We start from the raw sequence: 18,048 nt of genomic DNA on the forward strand, positions 1-18,048 counted from the left end.
CGGCCTGGACGAGGACGTCGACGAGATCGTGATGGTGCTCCTCCCGGGACGCGACCGTGTACTGCTCGACGAACGCCGTCTCGTCGCGGGCGTCGCGGTTGAGCGCCCAGCCGGTGCGGCCGGCGCGTAGACGCGTGTCGCGCGGGTCCGCCATCGCGGCGAGAAGGGCCTCCCGGTTGTCGCCGGGCACGCGGTAGCGGGCGAGCAGAGCCCAACATGCCGCAGACGGCTGACATCACCCCTCGACCACGACGTTCGCCGCCTCGACCATGGCGTCGGCCGCCTCGATCGCGCCGACCAGACCCTTCGTCTCCACCATTCCCTGAGCTCCCCAGGGCGGGCTGCGGTCATGACACCTCCGACAGGTGGCCGGGGCACGCATTTCGGATGTGGTCCGGTACGCCCGACGGTGGTCGCCCGTCCTCGTCAGAGCGCTCTCTCTCGGGGAGAAGCGACTTCGTTCGGGTTCTCCCGCCGCAACGTCCTCCCCGCCCGGTCGATGTACCGGCATCCTGAGAAGTCCCGTCCGACCGACCGGAGGATCGCGTGACCGAGGCGCCACAAGCGGAGGCACCCGGCGAGGGAGCATCGCTGTTTGACCTGACCGGGCGCACCGCGCTGGTCACCGGGTCGAGCCGGGGCATCGGCCTGGCCATCGCCACCGGATTGGTGCGGGCCGGGGCACGCCTCGTGCTCAACGGCCTCGTCCCGGACCGGCTCGACCGCACCCGTGCCGTGCTGGCTGACCGGTTCGGTGACGACGCCGTCGCGGCGCGGGCGTTCGACGTCACCGACCCCGATGCGGTCGCCGAGGGCGTCGCCTGGGTCGAGGCCACTGTGGGGCCGGTCGACGTCCTGGTCAACAACGCCGGCCTCCAGCACCGCGAGCCGCTGCTCGACGTCAGCCTGGCGGACTGGAACCGGGTCCTGACCACCGACCTCAGCAGCGCCTTCATCGTCGGCCGCGAGGTCGCCCGCCACCAGCTCGCCCGCGGCCACGGCAAGATCATCAACGTCTGCTCGGTCCAGACGGAGCTCGCCCGCCCGTCTATCGCCGCCTACACCGCGGCGAAGGGCGGCCTGCGCGGCCTGACCCGGGCGATGACCGCGGAGTGGGCGTCGGGCGGCCTGCAGATCAACGGCATCGCCCCGGGCTACATCCACACCGAGATGACCCAGGCGCTCGTCGACGATCCCGCTTTCAACGCCTGGATCCTCGGTCGCACCCCCGCCGCCCGCTGGGGCACCGTCGACGACCTCGTCGGCCCCGCGGTCTTCCTCGCCTCCCGGGCGTCTGACTACGTCAACGGACAGGTCCTCTTCATCGACGGCGGAATGACAGCAGTCGTATGAACCCACATCTCGACGGGGGCGCCGTAGAAGTGGAGCCGGCGTCGATCGATTCGGAGTTCGACGTCGTCTTCCGGCCGACGAGGCGTGATCGGGCCGTCATTGGCCTCCCACCGGAACGGGAGCAGACCCGGTAGTTCCGCGGTCATCGCTGGGCTGCCGAGGAGATGACGCGGGGATGGCGTTGTCGATGAGGACGGCGGCGATGGCGGCGGCGGTGGGGAAGGATTCGCTGTTGAGGACTCGGGTGCGGGCCGAGGCGCCGTCGATGAGCAGCGCCAGTTGTTCGCCGAGTTGTTCGGGATTGGTGGCGCCGGCTTCGCGGGCGGTTTCGGTGAGCCGCGCGGCGATGGCGGTCTTGTAGTCGCGTGCGTACTGGGACGCGGGGTGTTGGGGGTCGTGGAGTTCGACGGCCGCCGCGATGTAGGGGCACAGGGGCGTGGACGCGGGTACCTCGAAGGCGGCGAGGATTCGTTCGCGGGGTGTGAGGTCGGTGCGGTCGAACACTCCGGGCATGACGTCGGGATCGAATCGGCGCAGGTATTCGGCGACGAGTTCGTCCTTGCTGGTGAAGTGCTGGTAGGCCGTGCGCTTGGACACCTGGGCCACGGCGCAGAGTTGGTCCATGCCGGTGCGGTTGATGCCCTGATCGCGGAACAGCTGCTGTGACGCGCCGAGGATGCGCTCGCGTGCGCCCCTGCCGCGACGCCGGCCCAGGGGGCCCTTCTCCAACTCCGTCATGCCTCGAGCATAGACCGTTCGGTACAGACCGGTCTACATAGAGCGGTCCCGGTGATCGTCGGTGCGCCACGGCGGGCCGGGCGTCCCACGGCGTGGTCGGTACCGACCGGTGTATGTAGCTTGCGCTCCGACCGGCCATCGGGTACGTTACGTACACAGTCTGGTGTATATAAGAACCCGAACTGTCTCGGATACCCATCAATTCACCGGAGTGATCGTGGGAAAGCTCGATGGCAAGGTAGCGGTGATCACCGGCGGATCCACCGGCATGGCACTGGCCGGCGCCAAACTGTTCGTCGAGGAAGGAGCGCACGTCTTCATCCAGGCCCGGCGGCAGGAAGCACTGGACGACGCCGTCAAACTGATCGGCCGCAACGTCACCGCCGTCCAGGGTGACGCGGCCGAACTGGACGACCTGGACCGCTTGTACGACACCGTCAAGCGGGAAAAGGGCTCGATCGACGTGCTGTGGGCCAGCGCCGGGATGGGCGAACCCGCCGTCCTCGGCGAGATCACCGAGGAACAGTTCCACCGCGCCTTCTGGCTCAACGCGCGCGGCACCCTGTTCACCGTGCAGAAGGCACTGCCGCTGATCAACGACAACGGCTCGATCTTCATGACCGGATCCAACGCCTCCCTCGGCGCCTTCCCCGGCTGGAGCCTCTACGCGGGAAGCAAAGCCGTCCAGCAGGCCTGGGCCCGCGTCTGGCTCAACGAACTGCGCGACCGCAAGATCCGGGTCAACGTCCTGACCCCCGGCCAGGTCGCCACCGCCAAACAGGAAGAACTGTTCGACGAGGCAACCAAGGCCGCATTCGAGTCCCTCATCCCCCGCGGAAAGATGGGCCGCCCCGAAGAAATCGCGACCGCCGCCCTGTTCCTCGCCTCCGACGACTCCAGCTACGTCAACGGCCTGGAACTGGTCACCGACGGCGGCACCACCGCCATCTGAACCACACACCAGGAATGCCGCGGGCGCACCCCCAACAACCCGGTCGCCACAACGAACTGATCTCGAACGCGGACATCCGCAACACGCCGAAGTGTTGCGCGGGCGCCGGATTCGCGTGCTGTCGATGATCCGTGCCCACCGGTCGGTGTCTACTGGTGAAGGAGTGCCATTCGTGAAGCAAAGCTCTGGAGGAAATCCGTGATCGACCTATCGCCGGCCTGCCGACGCATGATCGATGTGCTGGCCGGCTCACCGATGACCAACCGACCGGCGCCACCTGGGCCATGTGAACAACGAGGAGTAGCCATGACCACGTTCGCGCAGCACCGCGCCACCGTCGAGTCCTTCGTCGACTGCATGCACGGCGGCGCGGACAAAGACGCTCTCGCCCGTGTCCTCGCCGAGAACGTGGTGCTGATCAGCCCGCTCAGCGATGAGCCGCTCACCGGCCGCGAGGCCGTCACGGCAGCCATCCAGGGCATCTCCACGGTGGCGGCGGACCTCACTTACAAGGAGGTCCTCAGCGGCGAGACCCACCACGCCGCATTCTTCCGGCTGCAGATCGAAGACACGGCGGTCAACGGGATGGACTGCATCCTGCTCGACGCGGACGGCAAGATTGCCGAGGTGACCATATTTTGGCGCCCGCTGCCGTCCGCCGTCGAGATGCAGGGTCACCTCGCGCCTCTCATCGGCATGCAGTCCTGGGAACTGCAAACCAAGGGAGAGTAACGATCACGGGATGCCCTCGGCCCATGTCCCTGACCTGACCCCCTCTTTTTTGGAATTGCGGCAGGTTCACGCAGCCCGATCTACCGGCGGAAGACGAGCCGGAGGTGCCGGGAAAGGCGCGGCAGTCGGCCCGGAAACGTCGCGGCCGACGCCCTGCGCCTGACCCGGCACGAACGAGACAGAGCGACACCTCGAGAACAGGAAGAGAGCACACCTCATGAGCAGCATCACCCTCATCGGTACGGGGAACATGGCCCGTACCATCGGCACGCTCGCGGTGGCGGGCGGCAACTTCGTCGAGGTCATGGGACGCGATCAGTCCAAGGCCGATGACCTGGCCAGCGCTCTGGGCGGCGGCGCGACGACGGGCAAGTGGGGCGCCGTCCCGGCCGGGGACATCGTCATCACGGCCCTGTTGTACGACGGTGTCGTTCCGGTCGTCGCCGAGTACGGAGACGCCCTCGCGGGCAAGGTCATCGTCGACATCAGCAACCCCTTCAACGCCACGTTCGACGGACTGGCCCACAGCGAGGAGACCTCGATCGCGCAGGAAGTCGCCAAGGTGGCCCCGGCCGGCGCCAGCGTGGTGAAGGCATTCAACACCATTTTTCGTAATGTCCTGGAGAAGGGCCGGCCCAACGTCTTCATCGCTGGCGATGATGCGCAGGCCAAGGCGGGTGTGGCGGCATTCATCGAGAGCCTCGGGCTGCGCCCGCTGGACGTCGGCGGCCTGAAGATGGCGCACTGGCTGGAAGGAGTGGGCGTGGTCACGGTGGGCCTCGCCGGCAACGGGGTCGGCCACTGGGACTTCGCCCTCGGCGTCAACGAATTTACCGGCTGAGCCCTCGGGGCCGAGCAGCCGGCGAACAGGGCGCCGTGCGCCCTGACAATGGTTGATGGATCACCGACTCGCTGATGTCGGATATCAATGTCGGCGATACCTTCGCGATGTTCACCGGCCTTGACCAGATGGTCGACATCGCCAGCGAGGTGATCGCGCGTACCGGCCGGTTGTGACCACCGAAGTAACGACGGAATCGGCTGCCACGGACCGCATCGACCCGCGTGGTGTGCGATCCGACTCGACAATGGAGGACTGCCATGTCCGTCATCGTCATCGTCACGTTCCCGGGTGCGCAGATCGAAAGTTCCGGGAGGTGTTCGACCGGCCCGCCGGGATGATGAAGGGGATCGCCACGGACGGGCGGAGCAAGGGTGCAGACCACCATCAGTTCGCCGAGGACGAGAACGCTGATGTCATCGCCATGGACGAGTGGGGCGGCATCGAGGAGTTCGGAAGCTTCTTCAGGCCAGGAAGACATCGAGAAGGTCGTGGCAGAGGTCGTCTGACCGGTCGGCCGCGAGATTGACAACGGCGGCTGGTGTTGCGGTGAGTAGGTGACGACGGCGCCGTCAGCCGCAGCGGTTCGCCCTGGCGGATGGGGGAGGGTTCCTCGCGCTCCTGGCCCTCGGGGGAATCGCCAACGCAGTCGACCCCGCAGAACCGGCACCGACTGCCGCCACGCAGACACCCGCTGCGGCAAACCGCGACGTCGCCGACTCCCATCCCACTCCTGCGCTTTCGAGGCCTCGCCCGGCGGAGCTCCCCACACCCGCCGCGGCGTGGGAGGCGCCCGAACACGCGGGGCGGCACCTGCTCGCACTGGTTCGATCGGCCGCGTCGTGCGGAAGGCGGAATCGAGGCGCGGCCACCGTCCCGCGCTCGGCGAGTAGGTCGGCCAGAGCCACCGCGTCGGTGTCGTCGCCCTTCTCCCGCGCGGACAGGCACGACCACTCCGCTACGAGATGTGAGCGGCCCGGCGGCTTCTCGGCGTCCGGATCCGTCGCCTCGGTCGGCGCGCGGATACGGAGGGCGACAGCACTAGAATCATTTCTAGTTCTCGCCCCAGCCGGCGCAGCGACTGCGCCCGCCGGCGGCGGGCTACCGCGGATGTCCAGCGCGGATATCGGCTCTCCGGCCGGGGGAAGTGGCTGATGGAAACGGACTTATAGGCACGAAAAGTGAAGAACGACTCGAAACGTGTAACCAAGAGATAAAGCTTTCTAGTTCTGTTGCTCGTGAAGCTTGACGCCGCAGTGGGTGCGCTTGCAGCATAACCCTTTCTATCACCCCCACCTCTTCGTCCTGTGTCGGCGAAGCGAGCAGGAGGACGAATCCGTGCAAGCATTCCTTGCTGTCGTGGACATGAGCGTCCCGCCCAAGTTCCCTGATCAGGTGTCCGAAGCGTCCTATCTCCAGGACGTGTTCTACGCGCTCGCGACGGTGTGCCTGCTGTTCGTGGTCGGCGCGGTCGGACTGATCGACGCGGGCCTGGTCCGCCGGAAGAACATGCTCGACACCTGGGTTCAGAAACTCGTGTGCGCCCTGCTGGCGGGGGGCGCCCTGGCGATCATCGGCTACGCGATCTGGGAGATCCAGTTCTACCAGGCCCTGGGAATCCCCAGTCCGATCACGCAGGCGATCTCGGACTGGTGGCTCTTCGGGCCCAACGTCACCACGTTCTCGCAGGACCTCGATCCCGCCGTCTCGCCCGAGGCCGATGTCTTCCAGATCTTCCTCGCGTTCTTCATGGCCTACGGCGCCGTGGCGGGTGCGCTCCTGCACTCGGCGGGCCTGGAACGCGTGAAGGCGGTGCCCATGTACGTGATCTCCGCCGTCGCCGGTGGCATCGTCGTGCCTGTGGCGCTGTACCTGACGTGGGGGTCGACGAGCCCGCTCACCAACCGCGGGGTCCACGACTACATCGGCACGTACTCGCTCTACATCGTCGTCGGCGTGTGGGCACTCATCCTGGCCTGGCGTGCCGGACCCCGTCTGGGTTCCTTCACGTCACACCCCGGGACGTCCGGACCGGTGCCGCACAACCTCGGCTGGAGCGCGTTCGGTGTCGCGGTGCTCATGTTCGCTGCCCCCTTCGCCTTCCTGGGCTGTGGGTACATCGTCCCGGGCTCCGGCTACTTCGGCATCTCGCTCACGACGAGCGGGTTCGGGATCGTCGTGATCAACGTCTTCATGTCCTACGTCGGCGGCGGGCTCGGTGGGGCGATCATCGCGTACCGGTCCCGCAACCCGATCATGGCGCTGATCGGCGTGGCCGCCGGCTACATCGGCTCCGGTACGTCGTTGGACGTCGGCAAGCCGTGGGAGATCCTCATCGTGTCGTTCATCGCTTCGTTCGTCGTCTGGGGCACCTACCGGGTCCTGGTCCGGCTGGGCATCGACGACAAGAAGATCGTTCCGTTGGCCCTCGGCGGCGGTATCTACTCGGCTCTCGCGGGCGGCGTGGTCGGATGGGGTGACAAGACCGGTGGCTATTTCGGTCTGACCGGTGAGTACGCCCCGCAGCACGCCACGATCAACCTCGGCTGGCAGGCGGTCGGCGTCGTGGCCACGGTCGTCGTCGCCGGGGTGACGGGTCTGCTCGTGATCGTGGCGCTGGAGAAGACGATCGGTCTGCGCGTGTCGACCGCGGACGAGGTGCGCGGCCTCGACGACGCCTACTGGGGAGCGCCGCCCCCGCCGTACGTCGACAGTCCGGCCTCTTCCGGCCTCGAGAACGGTCATGTCCCCGAGGAGGCCGTCGGCGTCAAGAGCTGAGCTCCTGGTTCGCCGCTGTGGGTGTGGTCGACGTCCCGGGCCGTCGACCACACCCACAGCCATGTCGACGCCTCTCGGTCGACCGGGCTCGACGCGCGGGCTCGGCTTGACCCGCGGTCTTCGTGTCGCTACGATATAGAATCGTTTCTAGTCCGCAGTGCGGCGGGCGCGTCACGGCGTGTCCCCGGGAGTCTGATCGAGGATCACCGCACTTCAACTGCCTTTCTCGCCGGACTGTCCCTCGCGTGCACGGGCAGCAGAAGTCGACGTGGATGCACTGATCGAGGAGAAAAAGTTGCACAACGCAGATCGTTTCTACATCAACGGCGAATGGGTGGAGCCCACGACGTCGGAGACCATGGACGTCATCGACCCGTCGACCGAGAAGTCGATCGCGACCGTCGCGCTCGGCGGGGCGGAGGACGTCGACCGCGCGGTGAAGGCGGCCCGTGCCGCGTTCGAGACCTTCTCCACCACCGCGGTGGCGGAGCGGATCGCGCTGCTCGAGCGGATCATCGAGGTCTACCAGACCCGCGGTGAGGACCTCGCCCGCACGATCATGGCCGAGGTCGGAGCTCCGGCCGCGCTCGCGAGCACCGCACAGGTCGGCGCAGGCCTGGGGCAGTTCGCCTCGGCCCTGGACGCGCTGAAGAACTTCCAGTTCGACGAGGACCGCGGCACGACCCGGATCCGGTACGAGGCGATCGGCGTCTGCGGCCTGATCACCCCCTGGAACTGGCCGCCGCTCCTCATCGCGGCCAAGATCGCGCCTGCGCTGGCCGCGGGATGCACCGTCGTGCTCAAGCCCTCGGAGCTGGCACCGCTCAACGCCGTGATCATCGCGGAGGTGCTGCACGAGGCCGGTGTCCCCGCCGGTGTCTTCAACCTCGTGCACGGCGACGGCCCCACCGTGGGCACGGCCATCACCTCGCACCCCGATGTCGACATGGTGTCGTTCACGGGCTCGACCCGGGCCGGCGTCGAGGTCGCCAAGAGCGCCGCCTCGACCGTCAAGCGGGTCGCGCAGGAGCTCGGTGGCAAGTCGGCCAACATCCTGCTCGACGACGTGGACCTGGAGACCGCCATCCCGCGGGACATGGGAGACGTCTGCGCCAACTCGGGTCAGTCCTGCAACGCCGGCTCCCGCTGGCTCGTGCCGCAGTCCAGGCTTGCGGAGGCCGAGCAGATCGCGAAGAAGGCCGCCGAGGCGATCGTCGTGGGTCACCCCGAGGACGAGGGCGTGACGATCGGCCCGCTCATCTCGCAGGCCGCCTACGACAAGGTGCAGCGACTGATCCAGAGCGCGCTCGACCAGGGGGCCACGCTCGTGGCCGGCGGCCTCGGCCGGCCGGAGGGCCTCGACAGCGGGTACTTCGTCCGCCCGACCATCCTCACCGGGGTCACGAACGACATGGAGATCTCCAAGGAGGAGATCTTCGGGCCGGTCATCACCCTGACCACCTACTCCGACGACGACGAGGCCGTCCGCCTCGCGAACGACACCGTCTACGGCCTGTCCGGCTTCGTCTCCTCGCCCGACGTCGAGCGGGCCCGCTCGGTCGCGCGACGCCTGCGGACCGGGATGGTGCACGTCAACGGCAACGGGCTGGACTTCGCGGGTGCCTTCGGCGGCTACAAGCAGTCCGGCAACGGACGCGAGTACGCGGACTTCGGCCTGAAGGAGTTCCTGGAGATCAAGACGATCTTCGGCTTCGGCAGCTGATCCGAGTCGGGTCGGCGTGACCGGGCAGCCGCGTCACGCCACCCCGAGCGCGAACGGCCCGCGGGTGCGATGCACCCGCGGGCCGTTCGGCCTCCGCCCCGCCTACCGCTGCTCCCGCTCCGGTAGCCGGGGCGGAGCCGTCTCGTAGCGGGCCGGGGTCGCCGAGAGCGTGATCGGGTTCCGCGTGAGCCGGACCGGCGTTCCGTCGGCCCGGGGAACCTCGATCACCGGGTTCAGCCCGAGCTCTGTCGCCAGCGCGAAGGCGCCGGCGACATCGTTGACCACGCCTGCCGGTACCCCGGCGGCGCTCAGGTCCGCGGCCCACTCGGCCGCGGGTCGCTTCGCCAACAGCTCCTCCAGGGTGGCGCGGAGCCGGTCCCGGTTGCGCACCCGCTCCGTGTTCGAGGCGTAGGCGGCCTCGCTCGCCAGTGCGGGTTGTCCGAGCACGGTGCACAGTGCCGTGAACTGGCGGTCGTTGCCGACGGCCAGCGCGAGCTCCCGGTCCGCGCAGGGCAGGAGCTCGTACGGCGCGATGCTCGGATGCTGATTCCCGAGCCGGGCCGGGACGACGCCGCCCGCGGTGAAGGCGGCGCCCTGGTTGGCGAGTGCGGCGAGCAGGCTGGAGAGCAGGTCGACCTCGATCCGTTGCCCGGTGCCGCTGCTCTCGCGATGCCGCAGCGCGGCGAGGATGCCTACGCTCGCGAAGAGGCCGGCGAGAACGTCGACGAGGGCGACGCCGACCTTCTGGGGCTCACCCGCCGGGTCGCCGGTGATGCTCATGAGCCCGCCGACCGCCTGGATGAGGAGGTCGTACCCGGGCAGCGAGGCCCCGCCGCCCGAACCGAATCCGGTGATCGAGCAGTAGACCAGCCCGGGGTTGGCCGCACACAGCTCGGCCGGCCCGAGCCCGAGCCGATCCATCACACCGGGGCGGAAGTTCTCCACCACCACGTCCGCGGACAGTGCCTCGGCCCGGGCGACCGCCAGGTCGCCGGGATCGGAGAGGTCGAGAGCGATGCTGGTCTTGTTGCGGTTGACCGACTGGAAGTAGGTCGCCTCGCCCGCGTCGTCGAACGGCGGCCCCCAGGCCCTGGTGTCGTCGCCCGTCCCGGGCCGCTCGACCTTGGTCACGGTCGCGCCGAGGTCGGCGAGCAGCATCGTGGCGAACGGCCCTGCGAGCACCCGCGAGAAGTCGAGAACCTTGAGCGGGCCGAGGGCTGTGGCGGGGATCTCCATGGACATGCTCCTCCGTTACAGAATCCTTTCAATGAGGCTATGAGCCTGGCTGCCTCCACGTCAATGCAGCTCAGCGGGTCGTCGGTCGGCCGAAAATTTGGCTCGGCGTGTTTTACGAGATACGTTTACACAGCAGACAAGACATGGCAGGCTGGCGTCTGCCACCGCTCCGGCTCGACGGGCGGCGCCGGGACCCGTCACAGCAGGGACCCAGGACGCTCAGCCCACGTCGCCGGCCACTACAGAAAAGGGAGACGACGGTGACCGAGTACGACCCGGCGGCGCGCAACGCGCGCCGCTTCCCGCGGGTGATCGTGCCCGACGAGATCGACAAGATGCCGACGTTGCAGTTCAACACCGGCATCAAGACCAACATCTTCCTGTCGCAGGAGCGGGACGATGCCCGCTACTTCCGGCACGGGTACTGCTACGGCGAGCCGGACCACCTGCCCTACCACTGGGACCAGGCGGACTTCGACGAGACGCACTACGTCCTCGAAGGCAAGATCCACCTCGTGGTGGAGGACGCCGCCGGACGCAGGATCGTTCTCGAGGCCGCCGAGGGCGAGCACATCTACCTGCCCGCCGGCTACAAGTACACCCTCGAGTGCACCGGCGTGCCCTTCAAGTTCTTCTGGACCTCCGGTCCGTCCCCGAAGGTCGGCGTCGCCGACGCGCCGGACTACAGCCGCGAGCTCAAGGCGCTCCGCGCCTCGGAAGGGAGCTGATCATGGCCGTGACCGCGAGCACCTGGCAGCCGTTGCGGGGCGACAAGCGCTGGGCCTACCTGGCGCGGGCGAAGACCATCCGGGTGGCGACCGCCAACGAGGACGGGTCGATCTACCTGTCCCCGCTGTGGCTGGTCGTGCACGACAAGAAGGTCTACATCCCGATCGACGCCGCCTCCCGGCACGCCGCGAACTTCCTCGCCGGACGTCCGCTCTCGGCACTGGTCGACCAGGGGGAGGAGTACGCCACCGTCAGCGGCGTCCGGATCACCGGGTCGATGCAGAAGGTGACCGACGAGTCCCTCGTCGAGACCCTCGCGCAGCTGGTGTTCGACAAGTACTTCCACGTCGGGCACCCCTACGCCGAGAAGTACCTCGAGTTCGGCGAGGTCGCCGGCCGCAGCTACTACGAGCTCGCGCCGGACAAGATGATCGGCTGGGACATGCGCGAGGTCAACGTGATCGCCATGCCCGAGACCCGGACGCTGCCCGCGCACGTGGGGGACCGGATCCTGTGAGCACCTCGACCGACGGGTCCGCCGCGCTGCGCGTCCTGGTCGCCGGCGAGTCCTGGATCAAGCACACGATCCACATGAAGGGCTTCGACCAGTTCCACAACACGGAGTACGAGGAGGGCGCGGGGGAGTTCCTGGCGGCGCTCGACCGTTGCGGCTTCGATGTGACGTACGTGCGCGGCCACGAGATCTCCTCGCGGTTCCCGAAGACCGCGGCCGAGCTCGCCGAGTTCGACGTCGTCGTGCTCAGCGACATCGGGTCCAACTCCTTCCTGATCCCGGACGAGACCTTCCTGCGCTCGGAGCGCAGCCCCAACAAGCTCGGGGTGCTCGCCGAGTGGACCCGCGGCGGCGGCGGCCTGGTGATGATCGGCGGCTACATGTCGTTCACCGGCATCGACGGCAAGGCGCGGTTCGGGATGAGCCCGCTCGCGGACGTCCTGCCGGTGACGATGCTGCCGCACGACGACCGCATCGAGGCTTCGGACGGGGTCAAGGCGCAGTTCGCCGCCCCCGATCACCCGGTGCTCGGGGGTACCCCCGCGGAGTGGCCGGCCCTGCTCGGGTACAACCGGGTCATCGCCAAGCCGGACGCCACGACCGTGGTGGAGACGGACGGTGACCCGCTGCTGGTGGTCGGCGAGGCGGGACAGGGCCGCTCCGTCGCGTTCACCTCCGACCTGGCCCCGCACTGGGCGCCCCCGGAGTTCGTCGGATGGTCGAGCTACCAAAAGCTCTGGGCCGCCATCCTCACCTGGGCGGGCGGCGCTCGCTCGTAGGAGAGGTAGGACCCCGTGGCAGGTCGCCGTCGACCCACGATGAAGGACGTAGCGCAGCACGCGGGCGTCTCGATCAGCACGGTCAGCTACGTGCTGAACGACAGCGGGCCCGTCGCCGCCGAGCGGCGGAACCGGGTGCTGGACGCGATCAGGGTGCTGGAGTACTCGCCCAACGAGTCCGCCCGCAGCCTGAAGCGGCGCACGGTGTCGACCATCGGCATGGTCGTCCCGGAGCTGACGAACCAGTTCTTCGCCATGGTGGCGGAGGGTGTGCAGAAGGCTGCCGCCGCCCGTGACGTGCTCGTGGTCCTCGTGGTGCCGGACGCCACCGAGCTGCCGGAGGAGAACCAGGCGAAGCTGCTGCGCAGCCAGCGGGTCGACGGGGTGATCTACCTGTCGGGCACGGGGTCGATGCCCCGTTCGCTCTTCGAGCTGGCGAGGTCCGGTCCGGTCGTCCTCGTCGACGAGCAGATCCCGGGGATGGAGCTGCCGGCCGTGGTGTCCGACTCCCGCAAGGGAGCGCGGGAGATCGCGGCGCACGTCCTCGAGCAGGGCCACCGCAGACTCGCCGTCATCGGTGGGCCCCCTGCGCTGTGGACGGCCCAGCAGCGGCTGGCGGGCTACCGCGAGGCGTTCGCCGGGGCGGGGATCGATCCCGACTCCGTCCCGGTCCACGTCGGGGACTACCGGCAGGGCTCCGGCTCGGCGAACGCGGCCGAGATCGTCCGGATGCCGGTCGACGAGCGGCCCACCGCCCTCCTCTGCGCCAACGACCTGATGGCGATCGGGGCGATGGAATGCTTCAAGGCGAACGGGCTGCGTATCCCGGAGGACATCAGCGTCGTCGGTTTCGACGACCTGCCCATCTCCACACTGCTCACACCGCGGCTGACCAGCGTTCGCCAGCCCGCTCACGACATGGGTCACCGTGCCGCGACCGTGCTGCTCGACATCCTCGAGGAGAAGGAGGACGGCCTGATGGTCGGTCATATGCCCGCCCTGATCCAGCTGCGTGACTCGGTGTGCCCGCCGCAGGCGGCACGGTGAGCGCGGGCCGGGTCACGGTGGTCGGCGCCGTCAACGTCGACATGGTGGTCACCACGCCACGGCTGCCGGGTCCCGGTCAGACCGTGGTCGGCCCGGGCGTCGAGCGCTACGGCGGGGGCAAGGGCGCCAATGCGGCCGTCGCCGCGGCACGTGCCGGCGCTCAGGTCCGCTACATCGGTGCGGTCGGTGCCGACGACCTCGGCCGCGCGGCGCTCGCCGAGCTCGTCGCGGAGGGCGTGAACGTCGACGACGTCGCCGTTCTGCGCGACACGCCGACCGGTGTCGCGCTCATCGTCGTGGACGCCGATGGTGAGAACCAGATCGCCGTCGGTGCGGGGGCCAACGACCACGTCGATCCCGACGCGGTCCGGGCGGCGCTGAACAGGGTGCTGCCGGAGACCGACTGCGTTCTCGTCAGCACCGAGATATCCGGTGCGGCCGTCTTCGCGGCGGTGGAGGCGGCGTCCGCCGCAGGCGTGCTGTGCATCCTCAACCCGGCGCCGGTCATCCCGGCGGTGGTCGAGGCCATCGAGCTGGGCCCGGTGATCACTCCCAACCGGGGTGAGCTGGAGGACGTGGTGACGGCGTCGGGCGTGTCCCCGCAGTACGGCGCATCGACAGGACCCACACCACGGGCGCAGGCGCTGGCGCGCCGTACCGGAGCCCCGGTCGTGGTGACCCTCGGCGGCGACGGGGCACTCCTCGTCACTGCGGACGGTGACACGGAGCACGTCCCGCCCCAGCCGGCGACGGTCCGCGACACCACCGGCGCCGGTGACACGTTCAACGGCGTCCTCGCCGCGCACTTGGCCTGCGGTGAGTCCCTGAGGGATGCGGTCCAGGCAGCGAACTGTGCCGCGGCCCTGTCTGTCGGCGCGGTCGGTGCACGGAACGGGATGCCCTCGGCCGAGGCCATCCGTGAGGCGCTGAAGGACGGGTAGCGCTCGGCTGCGGCGGGCGCGAGACACGGGTCGGATAGAAACGATTCTAGATATTGCGCTCGCGCTCCTGCACTCGTCGCGCGGAGCGGGAGCGCCGGCCTCTCCCCGGTCACGGTGGCCCGATGCTCACGGATGGCCCTCTGACGTGCGACTACCTCGCTTTTCGGGCGTTCCAGGCCCCGTGTCCGAGCCGTGAGGTCGGGCGTGAAGTTGGGGTTTTTCGTAGCCCAAAGTGTGTTGACGACCACGATAGAATCGTTAAGATGACGTTTGCCCGACGGCTGAAGGTCCAACGACTGGCCGGGGGGACGGGAAAGACTGCACGTTTACGTGGACCTCAGGGTCCACGTTCTTCAGTGCCACACCGGCGGTGTCTCAGCGGAGAGGCACAACTGCAGTCGGTAGAAACGAATCTCGCGGAAGGTGACCGACACCCGATGGGCTATCTCGACAACCTGATCATCGACACGGACAACTACAAGCACTGCCACTACCCCCTGTACCCGAAGGGCACCGAGTACGTCTCGAGCTACATCGAGTCCCGCGGCGGCGACTTCGCGGTGACGCAGTTCGTCGGCCTGCAGGCGTACCTGCGCGAGAAGCTGATGAAGCCGATCTCGCTCGAGGACATCGACGAGGCAGAGTTCGTCGTCCGCGAGCAGGGGATGCACTTCAACCGCGAGAACTGGATGGGCATCCTCAACGACCACGGCGGCTTCCTGCCCGTCGAGATCGAGGCCGTCCCCGAGGGCACGGTCCTGCCGTCCCGCAACGTGCTCGTCCAGATCATCAACACCGACCCGAAGTACTTCTGGGCCACCAGCTTCTTCGAGACCGCGCTGCTGCGCGCCGTCTGGTACCCGACCACGATCGGCACCGTCAGCTGGCTGTCGAAGATGGTCATCCGCGAGGCGCTGTCGCGCACGGCCGACAGCACGGCCGGGCTGCGCAACATGCTGCACGACTACGGCGCCCGTGGCGTCAGCTCGCAGCAGTCGGCCGCCCTCGGCGGCCTGGCGCACCTGGTCAACTTCGACCAGAGCGACACCGTGCCCGGCATCCTCGCGGCGAAGCGCTTCTACAACGCGGGCAAGGTCTCGAACTCGGGCCCGAACTCCGAGCACGCCGGCTTCTGCGCCTGGGGCCGCGAGCACGAGGTCGACGCCCTGCGCAACATGCTCGACACGTTCGCCCCCGAGGGCTGCGCGCTCCTGCTCACCGACACCTACGACCACGAGAACTGCGTCAAGAACATCGTGGGCGGCGAGCTCAAGGAGCAGATCCGGAACTTCCCGGGCCTCGTCGGCATCCGTCCGGACTCGGGCGACATCGTCGAGGTCACCGCGGACACAACCGAGTGGCTGATGGACGCCTTCGGCTACGAGGTCAACTCGAAGGGCTTCAAGATCCTTCCGCCGTTCGTCCGGGTGGTCCAGGGCGACGGCGTGAACTTCCACAGCCTGCCGCAGGTCTACATGGAGCTCGAGCGCCGCGGCCTCGCCGCGGACAACGCGGTCTTCGGCATGGGTGGCGGCCTCCTGCAGCACTGGAACCGCGACACGATGAACTTCGGCCAGAAGGCATCCGCGGTGTGCGTGGACGGCGAGTGGCGCGACATCGCCAAGCAGCCCACCGGTGCCACGTTCAAGACGTCGAAGAAGGGCCGGCTCGCGCTCAAGCACGAGAACGGCGTCTACACGACCGTGCCGAAGGGCTCCATCCCCGAGTCCGAGAACGTGCTCAAGCCGGTGTTCCGCAACGGCAAGCTGCTCAAGAAGTGGGACTTCACCGAGCTGATCGCCAACGCGGAGAAGGACGTCCCGGAGTCCTACTACATCGACCACGTCGGACAGATGCGGACGGTCGCCAGCGAGCTGGCCGTCACCGTCTGACCTCCCGCCAGCGGCACGCCCGCCGCGGCCCCTGCGCCGCCGCGGCCCGAAGGACCTCGTCCGTCGGGCCGCGGCGGGCCGGATGATCCTTCGACCCTGGAGTTCGCCACCGATGACTCGACTGCACGTCTTCGACATGGACGGGACCCTGCTGCGAGGAGCGGCGTCGGTTGAGCTCGCCCGTCACCTCGGGACCTTCGAGCCGGCCGACCGGATCGAGCGCGCGTGGTTGCGCGGCGAGATCAGCGACATCGGGTTCTGGGAGGCCATGCTCCCGCTCTGGGCGGATGCCTCGGAGGCCGAGATCGACGACGCCTTCGCGGCCGCGGCCTGGATCGGGGGAGTGCGCGAGGTCTTCGACGACATCACCGCACGCGGCGAGTACATCGCGGTCATCTCGCAGTCCCCGCACTTCTTCGTGCGGCGCCTGGAGGCGTGGGGGGCGCACCGTACGTTCGGGTCCCGCGTGGTGCCCGGCGAGCCGACGACCCAGGACCTGCTGCTGACCCTGCAGCACAAGGTCGACATCACCCTGGGGCTGCTCGACGAGCTGGGGCTGCGCGAGGAGGAGTGCATCGCGTACGGGGACTCGACGTCGGACACGCTGCTGTTCGACCGGCTGCCGCACACGGTGGGCATCAACTGCAACGAGGTGCTGCGCGAACGGGCGTCCGTCTGCTTCGACGGCGACGACCTCCGCGAGGCCTACTCCCTCGGGAGGTCGCTGTTGGACGGCGCCACGACATCGACGGAGCGCATCTGATGAGCATCGACACCGACGTCCCCCGGGGGACGGCCCACGGCACCAGCCTCCCGCTCGGCTACAACAAACGCCTCATGGTCTTCTCCGGCCGGGCGAACCCCGCGCTCGCGGGGGCGATCGGCGAGCAGCTCGGCATCGGCCTGGGGCCCGTCACCCTGAAGACCTTCTCCAACGACGAGGTCTACTGCCGCTTCAACGACTCGATCCGTGGCGCCGACGTGTTCATCGTCCAGCCGATGTGCGCGAACGCGGAGAACGGCGTCAACGCGAACGACGCCCTGCTCGAGCTGCTGGTCATGATCGACGCGGCCGTGGGTGCCAGCGCGCACCGCGTGATCGCGGTGACGCCGTGGTTCGGCTACTCCCGACAGGACAAGAAGTCCGCGCCCCGCGAGCCGATCTCGGCCCGCCTGGTGGCCCGCATGCTGGAGGCCGCCGGCATCGACCGCGTCCTGACCATGGACCTCCACGCCGGTCAGCTCCAGGGTTTCTTCCAGCGACCCGTCGACCACATGACCGCCCTGATGATGCTCGCCGACCACTTCGCGGGGCTCGACGGCGACCTGGTCGTCGTCGCTCCGGACGCCGGCCGGGTCAAGCTGAACAAGCAGTTCGCCACCCGTATGGGGGCCGGGCTGGCGATCCTGGACAAGGAGCGCCCGCAGCAGCAGGTCGCGGAGATCGGACACGTGATCGGCGACGTACGCGGGAAGACCGCCATCATCCTGGACGACATCATCGACACCGCCGGCACGCTGCGTGCGGCCGGCGAGGCGGTGGTCCGGGCGGGGGCGAAGCGGGTCTTCGCCGCGGCCACGCACCCGGTGTTCAGCGGGCGCGCCTACGAGAACCTGGCCGCCTCGCCGTTCGAGCAGATCGTGGTGACGGACTCGATCCCGCTGCGCCCGGGAGCGCCGGACAACGTGCACGTCGTGTCCTGCGCGCCCCTCCTCGCGGACTCCATCCGCCGGATCTTCACCGACGACTCGGTCAGCGAGGTCTTCGGCGGCAAGAACCACCTGTTCTAGAA

At 68.5% G+C, this 18,048-nt stretch carries 18 protein-coding genes and 1 pseudogene; 14 read left to right on the top strand and 5 right to left on the bottom strand.

Translation table 11 applies throughout. The features are described from left to right. The coding region (locus JWR81_RS17080; RefSeq protein WP_297653165.1) for an MFS transporter at positions 1 to 190 on the bottom strand (190 nt) is incomplete at its 3' end. A 48-nt stretch (positions 191 to 238) separates the two neighbouring features. Continuing rightward, a pseudogene (locus JWR81_RS17085) lies at positions 239 to 382 on the bottom strand (BMC domain-containing protein); the annotation flags it as partial. A 164-nt stretch (positions 383 to 546) separates the two neighbouring features. On the opposite strand from JWR81_RS17085, the gene JWR81_RS17090 reads away from it, so the two are divergent. Continuing rightward, positions 547 to 1,353: an SDR family oxidoreductase gene (locus tag JWR81_RS17090; protein ID WP_297653167.1), complete on the top strand. Its 807-nt coding sequence runs from the start codon at positions 547 to 549 to the stop codon at positions 1,351 to 1,353. Between the two features lie 96 nt (positions 1,354 to 1,449). Here the strand turns inward: JWR81_RS17090 and JWR81_RS17095 are convergent, their stop codons facing one another. Further along, positions 1,450 to 2,091 (bottom strand): TetR/AcrR family transcriptional regulator, encoded by a 642-nt coding sequence (locus tag JWR81_RS17095; protein WP_297653170.1) that lies wholly within the window; start codon positions 2,089 to 2,091, stop codon positions 1,450 to 1,452. Between the two features lie 217 nt (positions 2,092 to 2,308). Here JWR81_RS17095 and JWR81_RS17100 point away from each other — a divergent pair, with 217 nt between their 5' ends. The 3 genes from JWR81_RS17100 to JWR81_RS17110 all read left to right on the top strand — a co-directional run bounded on the left by JWR81_RS17100 (position 2,309) and on the right by JWR81_RS17110 (position 4,616). Beyond that, a complete protein-coding gene (locus JWR81_RS17100; protein ID WP_297653173.1) occupies positions 2,309 to 3,043 on the top strand; it encodes an SDR family oxidoreductase in 735 nt (244 codons plus the stop codon). A 306-nt stretch (positions 3,044 to 3,349) separates the two neighbouring features. Beyond that, positions 3,350 to 3,775: a nuclear transport factor 2 family protein gene (locus tag JWR81_RS17105; protein WP_297653176.1), complete on the top strand. Its 426-nt coding sequence runs from the start codon at positions 3,350 to 3,352 to the stop codon at positions 3,773 to 3,775. A 217-nt stretch (positions 3,776 to 3,992) separates the two neighbouring features. Further along, entirely contained in the window at positions 3,993 to 4,616 is a 624-nt protein-coding gene (locus JWR81_RS17110) for an NAD(P)-binding domain-containing protein (RefSeq protein ID WP_297653180.1), read from the top strand. Here JWR81_RS17110 and JWR81_RS17115 read toward each other — a convergent pair. Then, the gene (locus JWR81_RS17115) at positions 4,606 to 5,097 is read right to left on the bottom strand and encodes a hypothetical protein (protein ID WP_297653182.1); all 492 of its coding nucleotides are present in this window, start codon (positions 5,095 to 5,097) and stop codon (positions 4,606 to 4,608) included. The two genes, JWR81_RS17110 and JWR81_RS17115, sit on opposite strands and share 11 nt — an antisense overlap. A gap of 884 nt (positions 5,098 to 5,981) precedes the next feature. Here JWR81_RS17115 and JWR81_RS17120 point away from each other — a divergent pair. Both JWR81_RS17120 and JWR81_RS17125 read left to right on the top strand, forming a co-directional pair. Beyond that, positions 5,982 to 7,394: a hypothetical protein gene (locus JWR81_RS17120; protein ID WP_297653185.1), complete on the top strand. Its 1,413-nt coding sequence runs from the start codon at positions 5,982 to 5,984 to the stop codon at positions 7,392 to 7,394. Positions 7,395 to 7,662: 268 nt separating this feature from the next. Next, complete coding sequence (locus JWR81_RS17125; RefSeq protein WP_297653188.1) at positions 7,663 to 9,117, top strand: aldehyde dehydrogenase family protein; 1,455 nt, start codon at positions 7,663 to 7,665, stop codon at positions 9,115 to 9,117. Positions 9,118 to 9,219: 102 nt separating this feature from the next. On the opposite strand, the gene JWR81_RS17130 is transcribed toward JWR81_RS17125, so the two are convergent. Next, positions 9,220 to 10,347, bottom strand: coding sequence for a CaiB/BaiF CoA-transferase family protein (locus JWR81_RS17130; protein ID WP_297653269.1), 1,128 nt, complete (start codon positions 10,345 to 10,347; stop codon positions 9,220 to 9,222). A gap of 266 nt (positions 10,348 to 10,613) precedes the next feature. Between JWR81_RS17130 and JWR81_RS17135 the strand changes: the two genes are divergently transcribed. The 8 genes from JWR81_RS17135 (at position 10,614) to JWR81_RS17170 (ending at position 18,046) form a co-directional block, all read left to right on the top strand. Beyond that, positions 10,614 to 11,081, top strand: coding sequence for a cupin domain-containing protein (locus tag JWR81_RS17135; protein ID WP_297653191.1), 468 nt, complete (start codon positions 10,614 to 10,616; stop codon positions 11,079 to 11,081). A 2-nt stretch (positions 11,082 to 11,083) separates the two neighbouring features. Then, positions 11,084 to 11,599, top strand: coding sequence for a pyridoxamine 5'-phosphate oxidase family protein (locus JWR81_RS17140; protein WP_297653194.1), 516 nt, complete (start codon positions 11,084 to 11,086; stop codon positions 11,597 to 11,599). Beyond that, complete coding sequence (locus JWR81_RS17145) at positions 11,596 to 12,375, top strand: glutamine amidotransferase (RefSeq protein WP_297653197.1); 780 nt, start codon at positions 11,596 to 11,598, stop codon at positions 12,373 to 12,375. The genes JWR81_RS17140 and JWR81_RS17145 overlap by 4 nt, the downstream gene beginning before the upstream one ends. A 39-nt stretch (positions 12,376 to 12,414) precedes the next feature. Further along, a complete protein-coding gene (locus JWR81_RS17150; RefSeq protein WP_297653201.1) occupies positions 12,415 to 13,422 on the top strand; it encodes a LacI family DNA-binding transcriptional regulator in 1,008 nt (335 codons plus the stop codon). Continuing rightward, positions 13,419 to 14,363: a PfkB family carbohydrate kinase gene (locus JWR81_RS17155; RefSeq protein ID WP_297653204.1), complete on the top strand. Its 945-nt coding sequence runs from the start codon at positions 13,419 to 13,421 to the stop codon at positions 14,361 to 14,363. The genes JWR81_RS17150 and JWR81_RS17155 overlap by 4 nt, the downstream gene beginning before the upstream one ends. 437 nt (positions 14,364 to 14,800) lie before the next feature. After that, positions 14,801 to 16,255: a nicotinate phosphoribosyltransferase gene (locus JWR81_RS17160; protein WP_297653206.1), complete on the top strand. Its 1,455-nt coding sequence runs from the start codon at positions 14,801 to 14,803 to the stop codon at positions 16,253 to 16,255. 112 nt (positions 16,256 to 16,367) lie between these two features. Then, entirely contained in the window at positions 16,368 to 17,018 is a 651-nt protein-coding gene (locus JWR81_RS17165; protein WP_297653209.1) for an HAD family phosphatase, read from the top strand. Beyond that, positions 17,018 to 18,046, top strand: a complete 1,029-nt coding sequence (locus tag JWR81_RS17170) for a ribose-phosphate pyrophosphokinase (RefSeq protein WP_297653212.1) — start codon at positions 17,018 to 17,020, stop codon at positions 18,044 to 18,046. The genes JWR81_RS17165 and JWR81_RS17170 overlap by 1 nt, the downstream gene beginning before the upstream one ends. Positions 18,047 to 18,048 lie beyond the last annotated feature (2 nt).

This window comes from Pseudonocardia sp., assembly GCF_025965585.1.
GTDB lineage: Bacteria > Actinomycetota > Actinomycetes > Mycobacteriales > Pseudonocardiaceae > Pseudonocardia.

Coding starts and splice junctions, on each gene's coding strand:
- JWR81_RS17105 (WP_297653176.1), top strand. CDS start 3,350: ATGACCACGTTCGCGCAGCACCGCGCCACCGTCGAGTCCTTCGTCGAC.
- JWR81_RS17170 (WP_297653212.1), top strand. CDS start 17,018: ATGAGCATCGACACCGACGTCCCCCGGGGGACGGCCCACGGCACCAGC.
- JWR81_RS17120 (WP_297653185.1), top strand. CDS start 5,982: ATGAGCGTCCCGCCCAAGTTCCCTGATCAGGTGTCCGAAGCGTCCTAT.
- JWR81_RS17115 (WP_297653182.1), bottom strand. CDS start 5,097: ATGTCTTCCTGGCCTGAAGAAGCTTCCGAACTCCTCGATGCCGCCCCA.
- JWR81_RS17140 (WP_297653194.1), top strand. CDS start 11,084: ATGGCCGTGACCGCGAGCACCTGGCAGCCGTTGCGGGGCGACAAGCGC.
- JWR81_RS17150 (WP_297653201.1), top strand. CDS start 12,415: ATGAAGGACGTAGCGCAGCACGCGGGCGTCTCGATCAGCACGGTCAGC.
- JWR81_RS17165 (WP_297653209.1), top strand. CDS start 16,368: ATGACTCGACTGCACGTCTTCGACATGGACGGGACCCTGCTGCGAGGA.
- JWR81_RS17110 (WP_297653180.1), top strand. CDS start 3,993: ATGAGCAGCATCACCCTCATCGGTACGGGGAACATGGCCCGTACCATC.
- JWR81_RS17095 (WP_297653170.1), bottom strand. CDS start 2,091: ATGACGGAGTTGGAGAAGGGCCCCCTGGGCCGGCGTCGCGGCAGGGGC.
- JWR81_RS17160 (WP_297653206.1), top strand. CDS start 14,801: ATGGGCTATCTCGACAACCTGATCATCGACACGGACAACTACAAGCAC.